Origin of the sequence: Crossiella sp. CA198 (assembly GCF_052078295.1) — a bacterium.
Classification (GTDB): domain Bacteria; phylum Actinomycetota; class Actinomycetes; order Mycobacteriales; family Pseudonocardiaceae; genus Crossiella.
On the sequence record NZ_JBQJIM010000018.1, the window covers coordinates 45,251 to 64,638 of the forward strand.

Below are 19,388 nucleotides of genomic sequence, written 5' to 3' on the forward strand. Positions count from 1 at the left end.
CGCGGCGAGGGGTGGCCTCACCAGGTTCGGAGGGTGACTATTCGTTCTTCTAGTTCCTCGATGCTGGCCATCGGGGTTGGCGGGCCGCCGCATTGGCGGCGGAGTTCGTTGTGGATCACGCCGTGGGGTTTGCCGGTGCGGTGGTGGATCATCGCGACCAGGGTGTTCAGTTCTTTGCGCAGGCTGTGGATGCGTTCGGAGACCGACACCGCGCGCGGGGGTGGGGGTACGGCTGCCGGCTGGGCGTTCTTGCGCTTGGTGGCGTTGGCCAGTTGTTGTTCCTGGCGCTGGCGGAGCAGGGTGCGGACCTGGTCGGGCTCTAGGAGGCCGGGCAGGCCCAGGTACTCCTGCTCCTCCTCGGTGCCCGCCATCGCGGCGGTGCCGAAGGAGGAACCGTCGTAGATCACCTGGTCCAGTTCGGCCGAGGCGCTCAGCGCGGTGAAGGCCTTCTCGTCCTCGCCCAGCTCGTCCTGCTGCTGGTTGGCCTGCTGGAGCAGTTCGTCGTCCCAGCCGTCCTTCTCCCGGTGCGGCTTGCCCAGCACGTGGTCGCGCTGTGCCTCCAGCTCGCTGGCCAGGCCCAGCAGCACCGGCACGCTGGGCAGGAACACGCTCGCGGTCTCCCCCGCCCGCCTGGCCCGCACGAAGCGGCCGATGGCCTGGGCGAAGAACAGCGGGGTGGAGGCGCTGGTGGCGTAGACGCCCACGGCCAGCCTGGGCACGTCCACGCCCTCGGAGACCATCCGCACCGCGACCAGCCAGCGGTCCTCGCTCTGGGCGAACTGGCTGATCCGGCCCGACGCCTTGGGGTCGTCGGAGAGCACGATGGTCGGCTCGGTGCCGGTGACCTGGTGCAGGATGTTCGCGTAGGCCTTGGCGGTGACGTGGTCGGTGGCGATGACCAGGCCGCCCGCGTCGGGCACCTCGCCCCGCTTCTGGGTGAGTCGGCGGTCGGCGGCCTTGAGCACCGCGGGCATCCACTCGCCCGCCGGGTCCAGCGCGGTGCGCCAGGCCCGCGCGGTCTGCTCCTGGGTCAGCGGCTCGCCCAGGCGGGCGCTGAACTCCTCGCCGGCGTTGTTCCGCCAGCTCGCCTCGCCCGAGTAGGCCAGGAAGATCACCGGCCGGACCACGCCGTCCCGCAGCGCGTCGGCGTAGCCGTAGGAGTGGTCGGCCCGGCTGCGCTGGAACCCGTCGCCGCCGTGCTCGTAGGTGATGAACGGGATCTGCGAGTCGTCGCTGCGGAAGGGCGTCCCGGTCAGCGACAGCCGCCGCACGGCGGGGGTGAACGCCTCCCGGACGGCGTCGCCCCAGCTCTTGGCGTCCCCGCCGTGGTGGATCTCGTCCAGGATGACCAGCGTCTTGCGGTTCTCCGTGCGCACCCGGTGCAGCGTGGGGTGCGCGGCGATCTGGGCGTAGGTGACCGCGACGCCGCGGTAGTCCCGCGAGGTGACGCCGGTGGTGTTGCGGAAGTTCGGGTCGATGGCGATGCCGACCTCGCTGGCCGCCTGCGCCCACTGGTGCTTGAGGTGCTCGGTCGGCGTGACGATGGTGACCGACTCGACCGTGCGGTCGGCCAGCAGCTCCAGCGCCACCCGCAGCCCGAAGGTGGTCTTGCCAGCGCCGGGGGTCGCCACGGCCAGGAAGTCCTGCGGTTTCGCCGCCAGGTACTTGGTCAGCGCGCGGCGCTGCCAGGCGCGCAGGGGTCTAGTGGCGACCTTCGGTGGGGCTTCCAGGGCCTCGGTCACTCTCGCGCTCCCCTCGCCGCTCGAAGATCCACACCCATTGGGTCACATGCGAAAGCCCTCCGCGACAGTGGTCCCCGAGGGCCCTGCGAGCCTACCCCGCCGACGGGGGTGCTCCGCTCCACGACCCGGCCGGCGGGTAACCGATGAGGGTGACGACACACCCGTTTTGCGGGGTTCCGCATCACCACGGCGGGCCATGCAGCATGCTTGGCGGTGCGATGACTTCGCCGCAGGAAGACCCGGACGAACGCGGTACGAGCGCCGCGAAGCCGAAGCGTGCTCGACGCGGGCCGCTGCGGCTGTTGGCGCGCACCCTGCAAAAGGCCTGGGACGACTCCATCTTCAGTGAGGCCGCCGAGGCCGCGTTCTGGCAGACGCTGTCCCTGCCGCCGCTGCTGCTCGGGCTGCTGGGCTCGCTGGGCTTCATCGCGGACTGGATCGGCCCGGACGTGATCGGCATCGTGCAGAGCCGGATCATCGAGCTGTCCGGGAAGGTGTTCACCGCGAACGTGGTGGACGGGGTGATCGGCGACACCGTCAGCAACATCCTGACCAAGGGCCAGGGCGAGATCGTCTCGGTCGGCTTCCTGATCTCGCTGTGGGCGGGTTCCTCGGCCACCGCCTCCTTCGTGGACGCGATCACCGTGGCGCACGGCCAGTACGGCGCCCGCAACCTGGTCTGGCAGCGGATCCTGTCCCTGCTGCTCTACCTGGTCACGCTGGTGCTGCTGATCATCGGGCTGCCGGTGCTGGCCCTGGGCCCTGAACTGCTGCCGGAGGTGTTCCCGGAGAGCTGGAAACCCACGGTCAGCCTGTGGGTGAACCGGTTCTACTACCCGGGCACCGGCCTGCTGCTGGTGCTCGCGCTGGCCACGCTGTACAAGGTCGCGCTGCCGCGCAAACTGCCCTGGCACCGCGGGCTGCCGGGCGCGGCGCTGGCCATGGTGTTCTTCCTGATCTCCAGCTACGGGCTGCGGCTCTACATCTCCTGGGTGACCAGCACCGGGTTCACCTACGGCGCGCTGGCCACCCCGATCGCCTTCCTGCTGTTCGCCTTCGTGATCGGGATCGCGATCGTGCTCGGCGCGCACTTCAACGCGGCCATCCAGGAGCTGTGGCCTGCCAGCATGACCCGCCGGGAGCGGCGGCGCTGGCGGCGGCTGGAGATGGTGCGCACCGCGGAGAAGCTGCGCAGTCAGGCCGAGCAGGAGGCGTGGCGGCAGGTCGCGCAGGAGAACGAGCCGGATCAGGACGGGCCGGTCCGGCCTGCGCCGGAACCACCCGGTCCGCCGCCGGGTCCGGGCGTGTCGCCGCTGGGACCGACCGTGGAACTGCCGCCGGTCAGCTCGCCCGCGGACACCAATCCGACCGTGCGGGTGCCGCGCGGCGGGTCAGCCCAGGGTGGCCCGCAGGGCGAGCAGGTGCCCTAACCGGGCCGCGCCCGCCCTGGCCTGTTCGGTCAGCTCGGCACGTCTGAGGCCGAACTCGGCCAGCGGCACCGAGAAGGCCAGCGCCCCGCTGATCCGCCCGGCGCAGTCCCGCACCGGCGCGGCCACGCAGGCCAGCTCCTGGCGGAACTCCTCGATCTCGGCGGCCACCCCGGTGTGCCGGACCGCGAGCAGCTGCTCCTCCAGCTCCGGCAGCGAGGTCAGCGTGCGTTCGGTGGCCCGCCGCATGCCCGCCCCGGCGAAGTACTCCCGGCGCCGCTGCGGGCTCATCGCGGCCAGCAGCACCTTGCCGAAGGCGGTGCCCTGCGCCGCCTCGTGGAAGCCGACGTCCAGGGGTTCGACCCGGGGCGCCGCCACCGAGTCGGCGATCTCGGCCACCACGATGTCGTTGTCCCGCAGCACGGTGTAGTAGGCGGGCACCCCGGCCAGCTCGTGCACCTCGCGCAGCAGCCCGGAGACCTCGGGGCAGACCTCCAGCTGGCTGCGCAGCGCTCTGTCCAAAGTGGTCAGTTTGTAGCCGAGGCCGTAACCCCGCTGCTGGTTGAGCCGGACCAGATATCCCTCGTACACCAACGTGTTCAGCAGGTGGTAGGTGGTGGACAGGTTGAGTCCGAGCCGCCGGGCGACCGCCTTGGCGGTGACGCCGTCGCCGAAGTCGGCCACCGCCTCCAGCACCTGCAGGGCGCGGCGCACCGAGCCGAGCAGCCCGGCGGGCGCAGGCAGTGGCGGTGGTCCGGGGTCAGGCATGCCCGACAGGGTTGCCGTCCGACCCGGCCTGGCACAAGGACCTTCCGGGCATTACCTGGTTACGCGATGGGCGCCCTGGCCCGTAAAACAGCCACGAACTCACGCATCCAGGCCGGGTGGTCCGGCCAGGCGCGGGCGGTGATCATCGGACCGTCCACGACCACCTCGTCGTCGACGAACTCCCCGCCACCGGCCAGCACGTCCGGCGCGCATTCCGGGTAGGCCGCGGTCCGCCGGTCCTTCAGCAGCCCCACGGCGGCAGGCACGAGCGCGCCGTGGCACAGGTGCGCGACCGGTTTGCCCGCCTCGAAGAAGTGGGTCACGATCCGTCGCACGTGCTCGTCGTTGCGCAGGTACTCCGGCGCCCGCCCGCCCGGGATGACCAGCGCCACGTACCCGGCCGGATCCACCTCGCGGAAGGCCAGGTCGGCGGGCCAGGTGTAGCCGGGCTTCTCCGTGTAGGTGTCGTGCCCGTCCACGAAATCGTGCACCACGAACTGCAGCCGCTTGGCCGAGGGCGCCGCGATGTCCACGTCGTAGCCCTCCTCGCGCAGCCGCTGGTAGGGGTAGAGGACCTCCAGCGATTCGGCGGCGTCGCCGGTGACGATCAGGACCTTGGGCATGGTCCTGATCGTGGGCACCGGCGACGCCGACGGTCAACGCGGGAGTTTCCGCCCAGCGAGAATCAGGACAAATCAGGCAGCCACCGGGACCGGGCGGGCCGCCCCGTCCGGCTGCCCGGCCTGGTCCTGCCGCCGGGCCCAGCCACGCACCAGGAAGGCGACCCCGAGTCCGGCCAGCGCGGGCAGCGCGGCCACCGGGCCGACCAGGTCGAGCCCGAACCCGCCGGTGATCACCGCGCCGCCGAGCACCGGACCGAACGCGGCGGCCACGTTGAACGCGGAGATGTTCACCGAGGCCACCAGCCCGCCCGCCGGTTCGGCCTGCCGCATCAGCCAGGTGTGCAGCAGCGGACCGGTGGCGAAGGCCGAGGCGCCGAGCAGGAACAGCGCGAGCACGCTGGTCGCCTTGGTGTGCATGGCCAATCCCTGCACCAGCAGCACCAGGCTGAGCGCGCCGATGGTGAACGGCAGCACCCTGGGGATCAGCTCGGGCCGGACCCGGCCGGCGATGTTGCTGCCCACCACCGTGCCCAGGCCGTAGACCAGCAGCACCACCGTGGCCCAGCCGGGCGAGAACCCGGTGATCTCGCGCAGCGCCGGGGTGACGTAGGTGAAGGTGGTGATCATGCCGGTGAAGGCCAGCACGGTGGTGGTCAGGCCGAGCAGGATGGAACGGCGGCCGAAGACGTGCATGCTGGCCCGGAAACCGGCGTCCGGCGCGTGTTCCACCTTGGGGCAGGCCAGGATCACGCCGAGCATGCCGATGAAGGCCAGCGCGGTCACCAGCACGAAGGAAGCCCGCCAGCCATAGGCCTGGCCGACCAGCGTGCCCACCGGCACACCGGCCACAGTGGACAGTGCGACGCCGTTGACCACCTTGGCGATGGCCGCGGTCTGGCGTTCCGGCGGCACCGAGGCGGTGGCCACCTGGGAGGCGACCGCGAAGAACAGGCCCTGGGCCAGCGCGGCCACCATCCGGGCGCCCATCAGCACGGTGTAGTTCTCGGCGAGGGAGGAGAGCAGGCTGCCCGCGACACCGAGGGCCATCACCGCGATCAGCAAGGGCCGCCGGGGCAGGCGGCGGGTGCACACGGTCAGCACGGGGCCACCGACAGCGACGGCGATGGCATAGCCCGTGACCAGCAATCCGGCCACGGACAGGGGGACGCCCAGGTCGGACGCGACCTCCGGCAGCACGCCGACAACGACGAACTCGGAGGTCCCCACAGCAAACGCGCACAACATCAGGACGAAAGCGATCACGGGAAGACGCTAAAGTCTGACATGAGTGTGAGGGTCAACCTGCGGGTGACCCATCGCTCTCTTCCGTCGCGATGGGAATAACCGGAGGTCAGATGCGGATCGGCGAACTGAGCCAGCGCACCGGGGTGAGCATCCGGATGCTCCGATACTACGAGGAGCAGGGGCTGTTGCGCCCGGACCGGACCGAGTCCGGCTACCGGGTCTACGCCGAGGCCGATGTGGACCGGGTCGGCAAGATCCGCTGCATGATCTCCTCGGCGCTGCCCTCGCACCTGGTCGCGCCGGTGTTGCAGGCCCTGCACGGCGAGCAGCCCGAGTACCCGGTCACGGCCGAGGACTGCCCGCCGCTGATGAAGATGCTGGACACCCAGCTCAGCACTATCAACGCGCGCATCGACGACCTGGTGACCAGCCGGGATCAGCTGGTTCAGTTCATGGCCGACCTGCGCGAGCGGTTCGACTGCGTCAGCGGGTGAGCGCCGCCCCGGCGTGGGTCAGGCCGGTGCCGTAGAAGCTGTTGCGGTCCTCGCCAGGGACACAGGTGGCATCGGGTTTGCCGTCGCCGTTGGGGTCGTAGAACTCGGGGCAGGGCAAGGACATCGCCCGTTCCTGGAGTTCGGCGGCCAGCCGGTCGCCGCGCCAGAACGGGTGCCGGGAGGCCAGCAGCGCGGCCACCCCGCTGACGTGCGGGGCGGCCATCGAGGTGCCGCTGTAGGCCGCGTACTCGCCGTTGGGGACCGTGGACCAGACCCGCACACCGGGGGCGGCCAGGCCGATCGGGCCGATGCCGTGGTTGGAGAAGCGGGCCTTGACCAGCTTCTCGTCCACCGCGCCAGCGCCGAGCACGCCGGGCAGCTCGTGCGGCAGCCGGATGCAGTCGTTGCTGATCTCCCGGCGGGCCGGGGTGCCGTCGGCCGGGCTTTCCGTGTCGACCGTGCGGTTGTGCAGGTCGAGCGCGCCGTTGCCGCCGGAGGCGACCACCAGCACGCCGCGGGACTGGGCGTGCGCGACCGCGCGGCCCACCGCGGTGCGGATCGCGGACTGGTCGGCCTGGCCGGGGCAGTGGTAGCGCCAGGGGGTGGCCCGGTAGCTGTTGTTGGTGATGCGGAAGTTGTGCTCGGCGGCCCACATGAAGCCGCAGATCATGCTCTCCGCGGTCTCGGTGTCGTCCCGCTCCGCCAGTTTCACCGCGGCCAGCCGCACCCCCGGCGCGACGCCGACGACGCCGGATCCGTTGCGGGCGGCGGCGATGGTGCCCGCCACGTGCGTGCCGTGGCCGTCCAGGGTGGGCCGCCAGCCGCCGGGGCTGCGGTCGGCCCAGCCGGAGACGCAGGAGACCGACTTCCGGGTGTCCACCGCGTGCCGCAGGTCGGGGTGGGTGTCGTCCACGCCGGTGTCCAGCACGCCGACCACGACCTGCCTGCTGCCGGTGGTCTCCCGGTGCGCCTCGTCCAGGCCGAGCGCGGGCACGTCCCAGGCGGTGCCCTCCGGCGGGACCTGGGCGCTGGTGGGTGAACCCGGGCCGGTGTAGCGCAGGTCGCGGCGCGGCTTGAAGTAGTCGAGCGGCAGCTTGGTGGTGCGGGTGGCGCCGACCTCGGTCACGCCGCGGGCCTTGCGCACGGTAGCGGCGAAGTCGTCCCTGGCCGAGTAGGCCACCACCACGCCGATCCGCGGGTAGGCCGCGACCACGGTGCCGCCTGCCTGCCGCACCGCGCGCTCGGCCTGCCAGGCGCCCAGCGGGCCCGCCTTGCCGACCACCACGTGCGGCAGCACCGGCTGCCCTGGTTCCGCCTCCGCCGCCGAGACCTCCGGTGACGCGAGAACGCTGCCCAGCACCGCGAGCACGCCCGCGGTGACCCCGATCCGCCGTGTCCATCCACCCAGTCGCACGGGCTGAGCATAGGGCCAGCAGCCGCCGGAAATAGATCCGATCTATGACTGGATGATGAACGCTTTCATCGGCAGGTTCCCCACCGAAGGCCGATTGACGTCCGATGTATGCCGCTCCTAGCGTCGAGGTCAGCCAAGCTCAAGGAGGAGCGATGCGCCGGATGGCCGCACTGTGCGCCGTGATCCTGGCGGCGCTGCTGAGCACGAGCCCGATCACCTCAGCCGCACCGCCCGCCCCACCGCCGGGGGCAGCCGCCGACGACCCGTTCACCGCCGCCCGCACCCAGTGGTGGCGGGACGCCCGATTCGGCATGTTCATCCACTTCGGCGCGTACTCGCAGCTGGAGGGCGAGTACCGCAGGCCGGACGGCTCGCTGTGCCAGGACGCCGAGTGGATCATGCGCAAGTGCAAGGTGCCGGTGACCGAGTACGAGCGCCAGGCCAAGGCGTTCAACCCGTCCCGGTTCAACGCCAAGGAAATCGTCGGCCTGGCCAAGGCCGCTGGCCAGCGGTACATCGTGATCACCAGCAAGCACCACGACGGCTACGCGATGTGGCCCACCGCGGTGAACAAGTGGAACCTGCGTGAGCACTCCGCGTTCGACAAGAACCGGGACATCCTGGCCGAACTCAAGGCCGAGGCGGACCGGCAGGGCATCAAGTTCGGGCTGTACTACTCGATCTGGGACTGGCACGACCCGGACGCCGCCCAGCTCGCCAGCTACGAGAAGTACAAGGCGCGGATGCGGGCCCAGCTGACCGAGCTGGTCGACCGCTACGACCCGGCGGTGCTGTGGTTCGACGGCGACTGGGCCGCGGACAGCCCGACCCTGCACTGGACCCGCCGCGACGGCGCCGAGCTGGAGGGCTACCTGCGGGCGAAGTCGCCGAACCTGCTGATCAACAACCGGATCAGCTACCGCCCGGCCGGGGTCAAGGAGCGGCGGGTGGTCGACGGTGATTTCGGCACCCCGGAACAGACCTTCCCGACCGGCACGGTGGACGCCCAGCTGTGGGAGTCCTGCATGACCATCGCCTCGAAGTGGGGCTTCGCCCGCTGGGACACCAACTGGAAGAACCACACCCAGCTCGTCCGCAACCTGACCGACATCGCCGGTCGCGGCGGCAACTACCTGCTCAACGTCGGCCCGGATCGCCACGGCGTGGTGCCGACGATCGCCGCGGACCGGTTGCGCGCCATGGGGAACTGGCTGCGCACCGCGGGTCAGGGCGCGGCCGTGCTGGGCGCGGGTGAACCGGGCGTGGTGGCCGATCCGGACTGGGGCGCGGTGAGCCGCACCGGCGACACCCTGCACGCCGCGGTCTACCAGTGGCCGCAGCCAGGGAAGTCCTTGCACCTCAAGGCGATCGCGCCGTTCACCGTGCTCGGCGCCCGGGTGCTGGGCAGTCCGCAACCGGTCCGGGTGACCCCGTCCGGCGACGGCTACGACCTCACGCCCAGCGGCAAGTTCACCAACGATTCGGCCACCGTGATCGAGTTGCGCATCCGCCCGCAATCGCCTGCGCCACCAGGGAATGGCACCGGGCTGAGTGCGGAGTACTTCGGCAATCCCGACCTCGCCGGCCCGCCAGAGTTGCGCCGGATCGACCCGGAGGTCAACTTCGCCTGGCGGTTCGCCGGGGACCGGTTCTCGGTGCGGTGGCAGGGTTTCCTGCAGCCGCGGTTCTCCGAGACCTACACCCTGCGCACGGTCTCCGATGAGGCGATCCGGGTCTGGGTGGACGGGAAACTGGTGATCGAGGCGAACAGCCCGCACGAGACCAGGGTGGACAAGACCAGCCTCGCGCTGACGGCCGGGCAGCGACACGCCATCCGGATCGAGTACCGGGAGCAGACCGGCGAGGCCTTCGCCAAGTTGCTGTGGTCCAGCCCGAACCAGCCGCAACAGATCGTGCCGCGCACGCAGCTGTACCACTCGACCTCGGGAGCGCAGTGATGCGAACGCTTCGACTGGCCCTGGCGCTCACCCTGTCCGCGACCGCCACCCTGCCCGCCGCTGCTGGTGACCAACGGACCGGCCGGGGTCGGACCCGGTGACGTGGTGCAGCCCTCGGCCACCGCGCTGCCCGCGCCGATCTCCCTGGCGGCCACCTGGGACACCGCGGCCGCGCACCGCTACGGCGACCTGCTCGGCAAGGAGACCAGGCACATCGGCCGGAACCTGATGGAGGCGCCCATGGGCAACGTCAAGCACTACCTGGGCAACAACCAGGAGCAGAACCGGTTCAAGGTCAACGACATCATCGACGAGCGCACCCTGCGGGAGATCTACCTGCCCGCGTTCGAGGCCTCGGTCAAGGAGGCCGGGGTCGACTCGGTGATGTGCGCCTTCCCCAGGATCAATGGCACCTTCAGCTGTGAGAACCACCTGTTCCTGACCAAGATCCTCAAGCAGGAGTGGGGTTTCCAGGGCTTCGTCACCTCCGACTTCGGCGCGGTGCACTCCACCGTGCCCACCGCCAACGCCGGGCTGGACGTGGAGATGCCCACCGGCAAGTTCTTCGGCGCGGAGCTGAAGAAGGCGGTGCAGGCCGGTCAGGTGGCCACCGCGACCCTCGACGACAAGCTGATCCGCCGCTACACCACCATGATCCGGGCCGGGCTGTTCGACCGACCGGCCACCGTCACGCCGATCCCGGCGCGCGAGCACGGCGCGATCGCCCGCGACCTGTCCGCCCGCGGCATGGTGCTACTGCGCAACGAAGGTGGGCTGCTTCCGTTGTCCGCCAACGAGTTGCGCTCGGTGGCGCTGATCGGGCCGTTCGCCACCGAGGCCAAGACCGGCGGTGGCGGCAGCTCCAAGGTCAAACCGCTCTACACGGTGCCGCCCCTGGACGGGTTGCGCGCCAAGCTGTCCGCCGACGCCAAGGTCACCCTGCACGACGGAGCCGACCTGGCCGCCGCGACCGCCGCGGCCGGCGCCGCCCAGGTGGCGGTGGTGATGGTCGGGGACAACCAGACCGAGGGCAGGGACAAACCGAACCTGTCCCTGGAAGGTCAGCAGGACGCGCTGGTCAAGGCGGTGGCCGCGGCCAACCCGCGCACCGTGGTGGTGGTCAAGTCCGGCGGCCCGGTGCTGATGCCCTGGCTGGCCCAGGCGCCCGCGGTGCTGCAGGCCTGGTATCCGGGGCAGGAGGACGGCAACGCGGTGGCCGATGTGCTCTTCGGCGCGGTCAACCCGGAGGGCAGGCTGCCGATCACCTTCCCACGGGCCGAGGGCGACGTCCCAGCCAGCACGCCCGAGCGGTATCCGGGGATCGGCGTGGATGTCCGGTACTCGGAGGGGATCTTCGTCGGCTACCGGCACTACGACGCCAAGGGTGTGCAGCCGTTGTTCCCCTTCGGTTTCGGCCTGTCCTACACCAGCTTCGACTACCGCGGCCTGACCGCCCGGCGGGACGGGGACAAGGTGCGGGTGAGCGTGGAGGTCCGCAACACCGGCAGCCGGGCCGGGGTGGAGACCGTGCAGCTCTACGTCGGCGATCCGGGTACGGCGAGCGCGCCGGAACCGCCGTCCCAGCTGCAGGGCTTCGCCAAGGCGGCACTGGAGGCGGGGCAGGCCAAGCGGGTCGAGCTGACCCTGGACGCCCGCTCGTTCAGCTACTGGGACACCGGCAGGCACCGCTGGCGGGTGGCGCCCGGCGAGCACAAGATCATGGTGGGCGCGAGTTCCCGGGACCTGCGCCTGCACACCTCGGTGCGGCTGCCAGGGAACTGACGGCCGGATGCGGGGTGGGGGCGCCCGGTGCCCCACCCCGCATCCCGGGTGGTCATCGGCGGTGGAACTTCACCAGGTTGTCGTCGCGGTCGAAGCTGCCGTAGAAGGCCCAGTTCCGGAAACCGCCGTCGCCCTTGCGGGTGAACTCGCCGTCGCCCTTGAACACCACCCAGTGGTAGTCGTGGTTGCGTGGGAAGGCGTTCCCGCACGGCACGGCCTTGGCGGTGCCCTGGGTGACGATGTCGTTGAAGTGCCCGCCACCCCAGGCGGTGGCCTTGTAGACCAGGATGTTCTTGGACTTGTCCGAGCCGAAGCCCTGCAGCTCGTCGACCTTCTCCGCCAGGTTGCACGGGTTGATGAACTCCGCGGCCACCGCGGCCTGTGGCGCGGCCACGGCCAGCGTCCCGGCCAGGGCGAGCATGGTCAGCCCGCGAGTGGCGATCGTCTTGGTCTTCATGGGTGTGCTCCTCTGCTGCTCAGCGGGCCAGGAACTTGACGTGCGTGTCAGCGCGCTCGAACCGGCCGCTGAACGCCCAGTTCCGGTAACCGCCATCGCCCTTGCGGGTGAAATGGCCGTCCTTGAACACCATCCAGAAGATGTGCACCGTGTTGCCGAAGAATCCCTTGCACTCCTGCGCGGTCTCATGCCCCTGGAGCGCGATCCCGTTGAAATGGCTGGATTCCCGCGCGGTCGATTTCCACACCACGATGTTGTACTGGTCATTGGCGTCCCAGCCGCGCAGTTCCTGAACCTTCGCGCCCAGATCGCACGGGTTGACATCGGCCAGCGCGGCCTGCGGGGCCGCCACACTCAACGCACCGACCATGGCGAGCACCGCCGCGCCATAACCGGCCACTTTCTGCCGAATACTCATGTCTTGTCGTCCTTTACACCAGAGCGGAAGGTCAGGGGCGGCGGAAGTTGACGGTCTTGCCATCGCGGTCGAACCAGCCGCGCATGCCCCAGTTGATCCAGCCGCCGTCACCGTTGTTGGTGAACTGCCCGGCCTCACTGATCCACAGGCCGTAGTTCACGTGCCCGTAGCGGACATTCGCGTACAGCTTCTTGCCGGTCAGCCGTTCGTGATAGCCCTGGCTGAGGTTCATCATGACGACGTTGTAGCGGCCGCCGCTCACCTCGAACGCGGCGTCCACCGCCTTCGCCACGAACTTGCCCCGGTTGTCCTCGTTGATGTTGCTGATCGCGTTGGCCACCTGGAAACCGTTGGCCCCGTTGTCCAGGTGGATGGTGACCCCGGCGCCCGAGGCACCCTGTACGGATGCCGTCCCGGCCGAGCCGGTCTCGGCCGGGACGGCGGACCGGGCGGCCGCGCCGGGCTTGCGGAAGTGCACGGTCATGCCCTCGCGGGTGAACCAGCCGCGGAAGGCCCAGTTGATGTGCCCGCCGTCGCCGCGATTGGTGAAGGTGCCGGATTCGAAGACGATGACCCGGAAATCGGGGTAGCCGCTGTGCACGATGGCGTCGTAGACGATGTTGTGCAGATTCGCCGTGTACGGGTGGTTCTGCTTGGTGACCATCACGTTGTACCGCTGACCGGCGTCGTAGAAGGAACCCTCCATGATGCCGTTCACAAAACCGGAGCGGTTCTGGTTGTGCGCGATGGAATTGCTGATGATGTCGTAGAGCCGGTTGGTGATGTCCACGACGCTCTTGGTCACGTCAATGCTGAACCCGGCCGCCCGCACGGCCGCCATCGCCGATTCCGGTGACGCCGGGGCAGCCTGTGCGGTGGCCGCCGGCAACAAAGCGCCACCCATGGCGGCGGCGCCGAGCAGGGCCGCGGTCAGCTTCCTCGGAATGGAACCCATTTCGATCTCCCTGATTCCTCGCCCGGCGCGCTGGCCGGGGTGAGGGAATCATGGGATCGGGCGTTGCTCATTTCCCAGACCGGTCCACTGCTCATCCACTGCCCAGTCCTGCCCAGTACTGCTCAGTCGGCGAGTTCGCCCGGCCCCTGGTAGGCGCCGATATTGGGCACGCTGGGCATCGGGTTGCCGAAGAAGTCCCGGTTGCCCGCCCCCGGCACCGGCTCCCCGGCCCGCAGCGCGGGCGAGCCCGCGCGCAGCCGGTAGCCGCCCAGGTCGAGGAGTCCGCTGGCCGAGCCGGGGTTGAGCAGCTGCGGATCCGCCGTGACCGCGCGGCCGTCCCGCTCCGGCACCGGCATGTTGAAGTAGGCGTTGGCCTGGTAACGCCCGTGCGAGTCCTGGATCATCGAGCTGCCGCCCGCGCGGGCGAAGACGTTGTTGGCGGCCACGATCTGGGTGTCGGTGTAGTTGGCCACCAGCCGGGTGTCCCGGCCGGTGAAGAAGGTGTTGTGGTGGATACGCACATTGGTCGCCCGCGCGCAGCCGATGGAGATCACCGCGACGTCCGGGTGCCCGTCGTGCTGGCTGATGTTGTGCCGGAACACGCCGCCGTCGTTGACCATGTCCTTGTCGTTGCACACCAGTAGCGCGCCACCGTCGTTGTCGTGGCTGTAGTTGTACTGGTAGAGCACGTTCCTGGAGCCGCCGTCGAAGTCGAAGGCCATGCTGTCCCTGGTGCCGAACCCGCCGGAGACCTCGTTGAACTGGATCAGCGTGTCATCGGAGTTCCACGGCCAGATCCCGGCGTTCCAGCCGGCCGAGCGCATGTTGAACTGGTGCACCCGGTTGCGTTCCACCAGCGCGCCCAGGGTGTTCTGCGGCACGATCCCGTCGCCGCCGACGTCGGTGATCGCGTTGTCCCGCACCACCAGGTCCCGGATCGGCGCGAACGAACTGCCAGGCCCGTTGGGGTGCTCGGCCCGCCGGGCCCAGTGCGAGATGGTGCCGATCCCGGTCCGGTCCACCCGGCTGACCCGGTTGCGCTCGATCACGATGTCCTGGAACCGGGTCGGCCGCAACGCGCCCAGCGCGCCGAAGAGGATGCCGCCGCTGGGGTCGGGGTCCTTGTGGTCGGAGCCGTTGACGTCGTGCACCTCCACATCGGCCACGACGTAGTGGTGGCCGACGCCGAAGTCGGTCAGCGTCACGTAGATCCCGGCCCGCCGCTCCTCCGGCCCCGGCGGCGGCCCGAAGTTGCTCACCCGGATGTCCCGGATCTCCCAGTACTGCACGTTGCGCAGATGCACCGCGGCCCGCGCGCCACCGCCCGCGATGTGCGGCTTCCCGCCCTCGCCGTACGCGCCGAGCTGCACCGGCCGCCCCGGCGCGCCCGACCCCCGCGGGCTGAGCACCCCCGCGCACTCGGTGCCCCGGCGCAACAACAACCGATCCCCCGGCAGGAAGGTGAACCCATTGGCCTGGTCCAACCGCTGCCATGGCGAGTCCGGTGCCCCGGTACCGGGCCAGGCAGCCGAACAGTCCAGGTGGAAGTCACGCGTCTGCGCGGCCGCTGGTGGCGCGTCGAGCAGGGACGTGGCCAGCACCACGGCACCGAGCAGGGCGGGCACAGCACGACGGGCAGACATCCACGTCTCCTTTCCGCAGACCGATGTTGATCACCATCGGCACCGGCGGGGAAACGATTGAGTCACCGATCGGGCAAAGATCCCGGCCAGGCGTGCGGAATCCCTGAAGTGGTGACGCCACAGCGTGTTCGAGGACTACCTTCGGCCCGGTGGACGATCTGATCAGCGTGCCGGGACGCCCGGTGCGCGCCTGGGCGTGGTCGGTGGTCGTGCTCGGGGTGTTACTGGCGATCACCGCGAGCCTGACGGGCCCGTTGGCGGCAGCACTGGCCGGCGGAACCAGCGGCGTGGCCGCGGTCCTGTTCGGCTCGGCCGCCCTGCTGGACCCGATCCGCGGCCAATGGCAGACCGTGCTCGGCGCCACCCTCCTCGCCACCGGCACCGCAGCCTGCGTCCTACTCCGCGCCTAACCCCACCCGGCGTGTTGGCCGTTGTCGTACGCCACGTTGGCCGTTATGGACGCCACGTTGGCCGTTACGGACACACGGCGGTCGACTTGGCCCAACTGGTACGCCGAGTTGGGCCAACTACCCGTACGACTTGGGCCAACTCGGCGTCCGTAACGGCCAACTCGGTGTACGAGTTCGGCCAACACTCGGGTCAGGCGCCGCCGCCGGGGGGCAGGCTCTCGAAGATCTTTTTGCAGTCGGGGCAGACCGGGGAGCCGGGCTTGGCCGACTTGGTCACCGGGAAGACCTCGCCGCAGAGCGCCACCACGTGCGTGCCCATGACCGCGCTTTCGGCGATCTTGGCTTTGCGCACGTAGTGGAACATCTTCGGCGAGTCGTCGCTGGTGCTGTCCGTGGCGTCCGGGGTGGTGTCGACCTCGGGAAGAGTCTGGGTGCTCACGTGCACCATGATGCCTCACGGACGAATGGACTTCAGCGAGAAGGAGGCAGCGGTGCTGCGGGTGAGTGACGAGGTGCGATCGGCGCTGGCGGACGGGGGCGCTGTGGTCGCGCTGGAGAGCACGATCCTCGCGCACGGGCTGCCGCCGGGTCGCAACCTCACCGTGGCCAGGGAGCTGGAGGACATCGTGCGCGCGGCGGGCGCGGTGCCGGCGACGATCGCGGTGCTGGACGGCGAGGCGGTGGCGGGGCTGTCCGCCGCGGAGCTGGAGCGGGTCTGTGATCCGGCCGCTGAGCTGGTCAAACTGTCTCGGCGTGATCTTGGCGCGGCCATTGGGCTTGGGCGTAGTGGGGCGACCACGGTGGCCAGTACGGCCGCGCTGGCCCAGGTCGCGGGGATCGGGGTGTTCGCCACCGGAGGGCTGGGTGGGGTGCATCGCGGGGCCCGGGAGAGCTGGGATGTCTCCGCCGACCTGGCGGTGCTGGCCGAGACGCCGGTGCTGGTGGTGTGTTCGGGGGTGAAGTCGGTGTTGGACATCCCGGCCACCTTGGAGCTGCTGGAGACCTCCTCGGTGCCGGTGCTGGGGTACCGGACCGACCGATTCCCCGCCTTCTACCTGCGGGAATCTGACCAGGCTGTGCCGTGGCGGGTGGACTCCCCCGCCGAGGCGGCCGCCGTGGTGGCCGCGCACCGGGCCCAGGTGCCTGGTTCGGCGGGGGTGCTGCTGGCCAATCCCATCCCGGCCGAGGCCGAGATGGACCGCGACCTGCACGACCGGCTGCTGGCCGAGGGGCTGGCCCTGCTCGCCGAGCGGAAGGTGCGGGGCAAGGACGTCACTCCCGTGCTTCTGGCCCATTTCCACCAGGCCAGCGCGGGTGTGAGTCTGGACGCGAACGCGGCGCTGGTGCGATCCAACGCGGACCTCGCCGCGCGGGTGGCGGTCGAGCTGAGCGGAGCCAACTGAGATGGCGCGGATCGTGGTGGTCGGGGACGCCGGCCTGGACGTGGTGGCCCGGCACGACGGGCCCCTGGTGCACGGCGGCGACACCCGCTCGGCGGTGCGCATGGTGGTCGGCGGCGCGGGGGCGAACACCGCGGCCTGGCTGGCGCACTGCGGCGCCGAGGCGGTGCTGGTCGGCCGGATCGGCGGGGACATCGCCGGGCACCGGGTCAGCGCGGAGCTGGACGCGGCGGGGGTCACCGCCGCGCTGGTGGTGGACGAGAGCGCTCCCACGTGCTGTGTGGTGGTCCTGGTGGACGCGCAGGGCCAGCGCACGATGCTGCCCGACCGCGGTGCCAACGCCCGGCTCTGCCCGGCCGACATCGCCCCCGAAGCGCTGCTCGGCGCGGATCACCTGCACCTGTCCGGCTACGTGCTGCTGGACGAGGGCTCCCGCCCGGCCGGAGTGGCGGCGCTGGCCGCGGCCCGCGCGGCCGGGCTGACCACCTCGGTGGACCCGCAGGCCGCGACGCTGATCGCGCGACTGGGCACCACCGAGTTCCTGGACCTGGTGGCCGGGGTGGACCTGCTGCTGCCCAACGCCGACGAGCTGGCCGTGCTCACCGGGTCCACCGATCCGGAGTCGGCGCGGCAACTGCTCTCCGTGGTCGGCGCGGTCGCGGTGACCTCGGGCGATGGCGGCGCGCACTGGGTGTCCCCCGGCGCGACGGTCAACGCGGACGCGCCGGTGGTGGACTGCGTGGACTCCACCGGGGCAGGCGACGCCTTCAACGCGGGACTGCTCGCGGCCTGGCGGGGCGGGGCGGAGATCGGCGCCGCGCTGGCGGCGGGGGTCTCCGCGGGGGCACGGGCGGTGCAACTCGTCGGCGCGCAGCCGCCGAGTCCGCTCAGCGTGCGGGGCTGATCAACCCGCGGAGGAAGAAGTCAGGGGTGCGGCGGCGCTCGGTGTCCTCGGGGCATCGAGCGCACGGCCGCGTCGTGCGGTGCAACCACGTACTGGGAAACAACGACGGCGGATACCCGGGCGGAGAATCCGCTGTCGGCCTAACGGGAAACGGTGATCTTGCTGATCTCGGCCAGTTCGTGCGCCACATCCCACAGCCAGGTGGTCAGGTAGAAGGCGCGGCCGAGTTCGTCGCCGGGTTCGGGCTGCTCCCGGCGCAGGTCGTAGATGGCATCGGGCACCCGCCAGCTGATCGCGGCGGTGATCCGGTAGTCCAGCAGCACCCGGAACCAGGCGCGGATCTGCCGTTCCTCGCGCAGCACCACCATGCCGCCGCGTTCGGGCAGGGTCGCCCAGACCAGGTTGATGTCCTTGTACAGACCGGCGAACAGATCCGGTTCGTGCCAGAGGCGGACCTCCTCGGACTCTTCCTCACAACAGTGCCAGTCCAGGATCGCGTTCAGCCTGCGGTCCTCGGTCGCCTCGGTCGGCAGCGGCAGACCCAGCTCAGCCCCGAGCGGATAGTCCGTGTGGTACTGGTCCATTCGCCACTGGACAAGGGAGGCGAAACCGGAGAGGTGCCGCCGTAGCCAACTGGCCTGGGCCGAGGTGAAGTTCCCGACGACCAGCTCGTTGGCCCGGTCCCAATGGATCGCTCCGCACATCCCTGACCTCGGACTCTGACCAGTTCCCGTACCGACAACTACTGGGCGAGTTTCCGCACCGTCCACCTGAGCCCCCTGTGATTGAGCGGAACGTAACCATACCGCCACTCCGGGTGGAGATCAGCCCTCGATTACAGGATGTTGTTTCGATTCGATGGCGGTATCGTCACGCACCCGGCGGAACCTGTTCACCTTCTCCGCCTTTCGTGGTGGACGGTCGTTGGCGATGAGCACCGCCATCCACGGCAGCGGCACCGACAACAGCACCAGACCGATGGCCAGCCACGGGATCTGGTAGCAGGCGGCCGCCGCCACCAGACACGGGATACGCAGCGACATCATCAGCATGTACTTGCGCTTGCGGGTGGCGAGCTGGTCCTCGTACGACTGCTGCGCCTCCGTGATCAGGACCGGGGTGCCGTCCCGTTGTGTGGTCATCCGACACCACCTCCTTTCCTCATCTTTCCACCTGCCGGGGCTGGGCGGGAGAGTGCTGGGGATCGACAGGTTCGAAGCCGAGATCCCGTCGCATGACATTGCGTAGTCGCGCATAGGCATCCTGGGCCTGCGCCCAGTGCTTCTCGACCAGTTCCAACCGCGCGTTCTCGGGTCCGTCAGCGGTCAGTTCCCGGGAGAGCCGGGACCGTGCGATCATTGCGGTGCGCAACAAATCGCGAATCTCCGTGGTCGCCACCAGATTGATCGGTCCGAGCACATTCTTGGCTTCGATCCAGGCCGTGCGCAGATCGACAAGTTCTGGTTCGCCGATTTCCAAGTCCTTACCGCGCGCCTTGTCCTTGATCGGGTGCAGCACCCAGTCCCAGGACTCCAGCGCGCCGATCACCTCGGCATAGGCGGTCCGCCGCGCGTCAAATCGTTTGTTGTCCTCATCGCGGCTTTTCTCCCGGTTCCACCGGCGGTCCTCCCGCCAGGCCGCGATGAACTGCGCGCCGAGCACCCCGAGGAAGCCGAGCAGCCCCACGGCCACCGGCACCCAGAGCGGAACCTGCGTCATGCCGCGACAGTAGGCCCGGACCCGGCCGG

20 protein-coding genes are annotated in these 19,388 nt (G+C 70.1%); 7 read left to right on the forward strand and 13 right to left on the reverse strand.

Going from position 1 to position 19,388, the window contains the following annotated elements; translation table 11 throughout:
- Positions 1 to 17: 17 nt before the first annotated feature.
- On the reverse strand, positions 18 to 1,742 hold the full coding sequence (locus ACTOWY_RS28550; protein ID WP_441312695.1) for a DEAD/DEAH box helicase: 1,725 nt from the start codon (positions 1,740 to 1,742) through the stop codon (positions 18 to 20).
- A gap of 218 nt (positions 1,743 to 1,960) precedes the next feature.
- Between ACTOWY_RS28550 and ACTOWY_RS28555 the strand changes: the two genes are divergently transcribed.
- A complete protein-coding gene (locus ACTOWY_RS28555) occupies positions 1,961 to 3,172 on the forward strand; it encodes a YihY/virulence factor BrkB family protein (RefSeq protein ID WP_441312696.1) in 1,212 nt (403 codons plus the stop codon).
- Here ACTOWY_RS28555 and ACTOWY_RS28560 read toward each other — a convergent pair.
- The 3 genes from ACTOWY_RS28560 to ACTOWY_RS28570 form a co-directional block, all read right to left on the reverse strand.
- Positions 3,134 to 3,937 carry an IclR family transcriptional regulator gene (locus ACTOWY_RS28560; RefSeq protein WP_441312697.1) on the reverse strand — a complete coding sequence of 268 codons (804 nt, stop codon included), beginning with the start codon at positions 3,935 to 3,937 and terminating at the stop codon, positions 3,134 to 3,136. The genes ACTOWY_RS28555 and ACTOWY_RS28560 overlap by 39 nt on opposite strands.
- 59 nt (positions 3,938 to 3,996) lie before the next feature.
- Positions 3,997 to 4,560 carry a DJ-1/PfpI family protein gene (locus tag ACTOWY_RS28565; protein WP_441312698.1) on the reverse strand — a complete coding sequence of 188 codons (564 nt, stop codon included), beginning with the start codon at positions 4,558 to 4,560 and terminating at the stop codon, positions 3,997 to 3,999.
- Between the two features lie 72 nt (positions 4,561 to 4,632).
- A complete protein-coding gene (locus ACTOWY_RS28570) occupies positions 4,633 to 5,823 on the reverse strand; it encodes an MFS transporter (RefSeq protein ID WP_441312699.1) in 1,191 nt (396 codons plus the stop codon).
- Between the two features lie 92 nt (positions 5,824 to 5,915).
- On the opposite strand from ACTOWY_RS28570, the gene ACTOWY_RS28575 reads away from it, so the two are divergent.
- Positions 5,916 to 6,299, forward strand: a complete 384-nt coding sequence (locus tag ACTOWY_RS28575) for a MerR family DNA-binding transcriptional regulator (RefSeq protein ID WP_247758605.1) — start codon at positions 5,916 to 5,918, stop codon at positions 6,297 to 6,299.
- Here ACTOWY_RS28575 and ACTOWY_RS28580 read toward each other — a convergent pair.
- Positions 6,289 to 7,713: a S8 family peptidase gene (locus ACTOWY_RS28580; protein ID WP_441312700.1), complete on the reverse strand. Its 1,425-nt coding sequence runs from the start codon at positions 7,711 to 7,713 to the stop codon at positions 6,289 to 6,291. The two genes, ACTOWY_RS28575 and ACTOWY_RS28580, sit on opposite strands and share 11 nt — an antisense overlap.
- A 152-nt stretch (positions 7,714 to 7,865) precedes the next feature.
- Here ACTOWY_RS28580 and ACTOWY_RS28585 point away from each other — a divergent pair, with 152 nt between their 5' ends.
- Positions 7,866 to 9,671 (forward strand): alpha-L-fucosidase, encoded by a 1,806-nt coding sequence (locus ACTOWY_RS28585; protein WP_441312701.1) that lies wholly within the window; start codon positions 7,866 to 7,868, stop codon positions 9,669 to 9,671.
- Positions 9,672 to 9,737: 66 nt separating this feature from the next.
- Complete coding sequence (locus ACTOWY_RS28590) at positions 9,738 to 11,453, forward strand: glycoside hydrolase family 3 C-terminal domain-containing protein (protein ID WP_441312702.1); 1,716 nt, start codon at positions 9,738 to 9,740, stop codon at positions 11,451 to 11,453.
- Between the two features lie 52 nt (positions 11,454 to 11,505).
- Here the strand turns inward: ACTOWY_RS28590 and ACTOWY_RS28595 are convergent, their stop codons facing one another.
- The 4 genes from ACTOWY_RS28595 to ACTOWY_RS28610 form a co-directional block, all read right to left on the reverse strand.
- Positions 11,506 to 11,910: a hypothetical protein gene (locus ACTOWY_RS28595; RefSeq protein ID WP_441312703.1), complete on the reverse strand. Its 405-nt coding sequence runs from the start codon at positions 11,908 to 11,910 to the stop codon at positions 11,506 to 11,508.
- Positions 11,911 to 11,929: 19 nt separating this feature from the next.
- Positions 11,930 to 12,328 (reverse strand): hypothetical protein, encoded by a 399-nt coding sequence (locus ACTOWY_RS28600; protein WP_441312704.1) that lies wholly within the window; start codon positions 12,326 to 12,328, stop codon positions 11,930 to 11,932.
- Between the two features lie 31 nt (positions 12,329 to 12,359).
- Positions 12,360 to 13,283 carry a hypothetical protein gene (locus tag ACTOWY_RS28605; RefSeq protein WP_441312705.1) on the reverse strand — a complete coding sequence of 308 codons (924 nt, stop codon included), beginning with the start codon at positions 13,281 to 13,283 and terminating at the stop codon, positions 12,360 to 12,362.
- Between the two features lie 122 nt (positions 13,284 to 13,405).
- Positions 13,406 to 14,926: a hypothetical protein gene (locus tag ACTOWY_RS28610; RefSeq protein ID WP_441312706.1), complete on the reverse strand. Its 1,521-nt coding sequence runs from the start codon at positions 14,924 to 14,926 to the stop codon at positions 13,406 to 13,408.
- A 149-nt stretch (positions 14,927 to 15,075) separates the two neighbouring features.
- On the opposite strand from ACTOWY_RS28610, the gene ACTOWY_RS28615 reads away from it, so the two are divergent.
- Entirely contained in the window at positions 15,076 to 15,336 is a 261-nt protein-coding gene (locus tag ACTOWY_RS28615; protein WP_441312707.1) for a hypothetical protein, read from the forward strand.
- A 190-nt stretch (positions 15,337 to 15,526) separates the two neighbouring features.
- Here the strand turns inward: ACTOWY_RS28615 and ACTOWY_RS28620 are convergent, their stop codons facing one another.
- Positions 15,527 to 15,775 carry a DUF3039 domain-containing protein gene (locus tag ACTOWY_RS28620; RefSeq protein ID WP_441312708.1) on the reverse strand — a complete coding sequence of 83 codons (249 nt, stop codon included), beginning with the start codon at positions 15,773 to 15,775 and terminating at the stop codon, positions 15,527 to 15,529.
- Positions 15,776 to 15,827: 52 nt separating this feature from the next.
- On the opposite strand from ACTOWY_RS28620, the gene ACTOWY_RS28625 reads away from it, so the two are divergent.
- Both ACTOWY_RS28625 and ACTOWY_RS28630 read left to right on the forward strand, forming a co-directional pair.
- Positions 15,828 to 16,739, forward strand: a complete 912-nt coding sequence (locus tag ACTOWY_RS28625; protein ID WP_441312709.1) for a pseudouridine-5'-phosphate glycosidase — start codon at positions 15,828 to 15,830, stop codon at positions 16,737 to 16,739.
- Position 16,740: 1 nt separating this feature from the next.
- Positions 16,741 to 17,640: a carbohydrate kinase family protein gene (locus tag ACTOWY_RS28630; RefSeq protein WP_441312710.1), complete on the forward strand. Its 900-nt coding sequence runs from the start codon at positions 16,741 to 16,743 to the stop codon at positions 17,638 to 17,640.
- A gap of 140 nt (positions 17,641 to 17,780) precedes the next feature.
- Here ACTOWY_RS28630 and ACTOWY_RS28635 read toward each other — a convergent pair whose 3' ends face one another.
- From ACTOWY_RS28635 to ACTOWY_RS28645, 3 genes are all read right to left on the reverse strand, one after another.
- Positions 17,781 to 18,344, reverse strand: coding sequence for a DUF2017 family protein (locus tag ACTOWY_RS28635; RefSeq protein WP_441312711.1), 564 nt, complete (start codon positions 18,342 to 18,344; stop codon positions 17,781 to 17,783).
- Positions 18,345 to 18,464: 120 nt separating this feature from the next.
- Entirely contained in the window at positions 18,465 to 18,782 is a 318-nt protein-coding gene (locus ACTOWY_RS28640) for a DUF3099 domain-containing protein (RefSeq protein ID WP_441312712.1), read from the reverse strand.
- A gap of 19 nt (positions 18,783 to 18,801) precedes the next feature.
- Entirely contained in the window at positions 18,802 to 19,359 is a 558-nt protein-coding gene (locus ACTOWY_RS28645; RefSeq protein WP_441312713.1) for a hypothetical protein, read from the reverse strand.
- Positions 19,360 to 19,388: the final 29 nt, after the last annotated feature.

Excerpts from the sequence above, each read along its gene's own strand:
- ACTOWY_RS28555 (WP_441312696.1), top strand. The coding sequence starts at position 1,961 with ATGACTTCGCCGCAGGAAGACCCGGACGAACGCGGTACGAGCGCCGCG.
- ACTOWY_RS28560 (WP_441312697.1), bottom strand. The coding sequence starts at position 3,937 with ATGCCTGACCCCGGACCACCGCCACTGCCTGCGCCCGCCGGGCTGCTC.
- ACTOWY_RS28565 (WP_441312698.1), bottom strand. The coding sequence starts at position 4,560 with ATGCCCAAGGTCCTGATCGTCACCGGCGACGCCGCCGAATCGCTGGAG.
- ACTOWY_RS28575 (WP_247758605.1), top strand. The coding sequence starts at position 5,916 with ATGCGGATCGGCGAACTGAGCCAGCGCACCGGGGTGAGCATCCGGATG.
- ACTOWY_RS28585 (WP_441312701.1), top strand. The coding sequence starts at position 7,866 with ATGCGCCGGATGGCCGCACTGTGCGCCGTGATCCTGGCGGCGCTGCTG.
- ACTOWY_RS28595 (WP_441312703.1), bottom strand. The coding sequence starts at position 11,910 with ATGAAGACCAAGACGATCGCCACTCGCGGGCTGACCATGCTCGCCCTG.
- ACTOWY_RS28600 (WP_441312704.1), bottom strand. The coding sequence starts at position 12,328 with ATGAGTATTCGGCAGAAAGTGGCCGGTTATGGCGCGGCGGTGCTCGCC.
- ACTOWY_RS28605 (WP_441312705.1), bottom strand. The coding sequence starts at position 13,283 with ATGGGTTCCATTCCGAGGAAGCTGACCGCGGCCCTGCTCGGCGCCGCC.
- ACTOWY_RS28610 (WP_441312706.1), bottom strand. The coding sequence starts at position 14,926 with ATGTCTGCCCGTCGTGCTGTGCCCGCCCTGCTCGGTGCCGTGGTGCTG.
- ACTOWY_RS28630 (WP_441312710.1), top strand. The coding sequence starts at position 16,741 with ATGGCGCGGATCGTGGTGGTCGGGGACGCCGGCCTGGACGTGGTGGCC.
- ACTOWY_RS28635 (WP_441312711.1), bottom strand. The coding sequence starts at position 18,344 with ATGTGCGGAGCGATCCATTGGGACCGGGCCAACGAGCTGGTCGTCGGG.
- ACTOWY_RS28640 (WP_441312712.1), bottom strand. The coding sequence starts at position 18,782 with ATGACCACACAACGGGACGGCACCCCGGTCCTGATCACGGAGGCGCAG.
- ACTOWY_RS28645 (WP_441312713.1), bottom strand. The coding sequence starts at position 19,359 with ATGACGCAGGTTCCGCTCTGGGTGCCGGTGGCCGTGGGGCTGCTCGGC.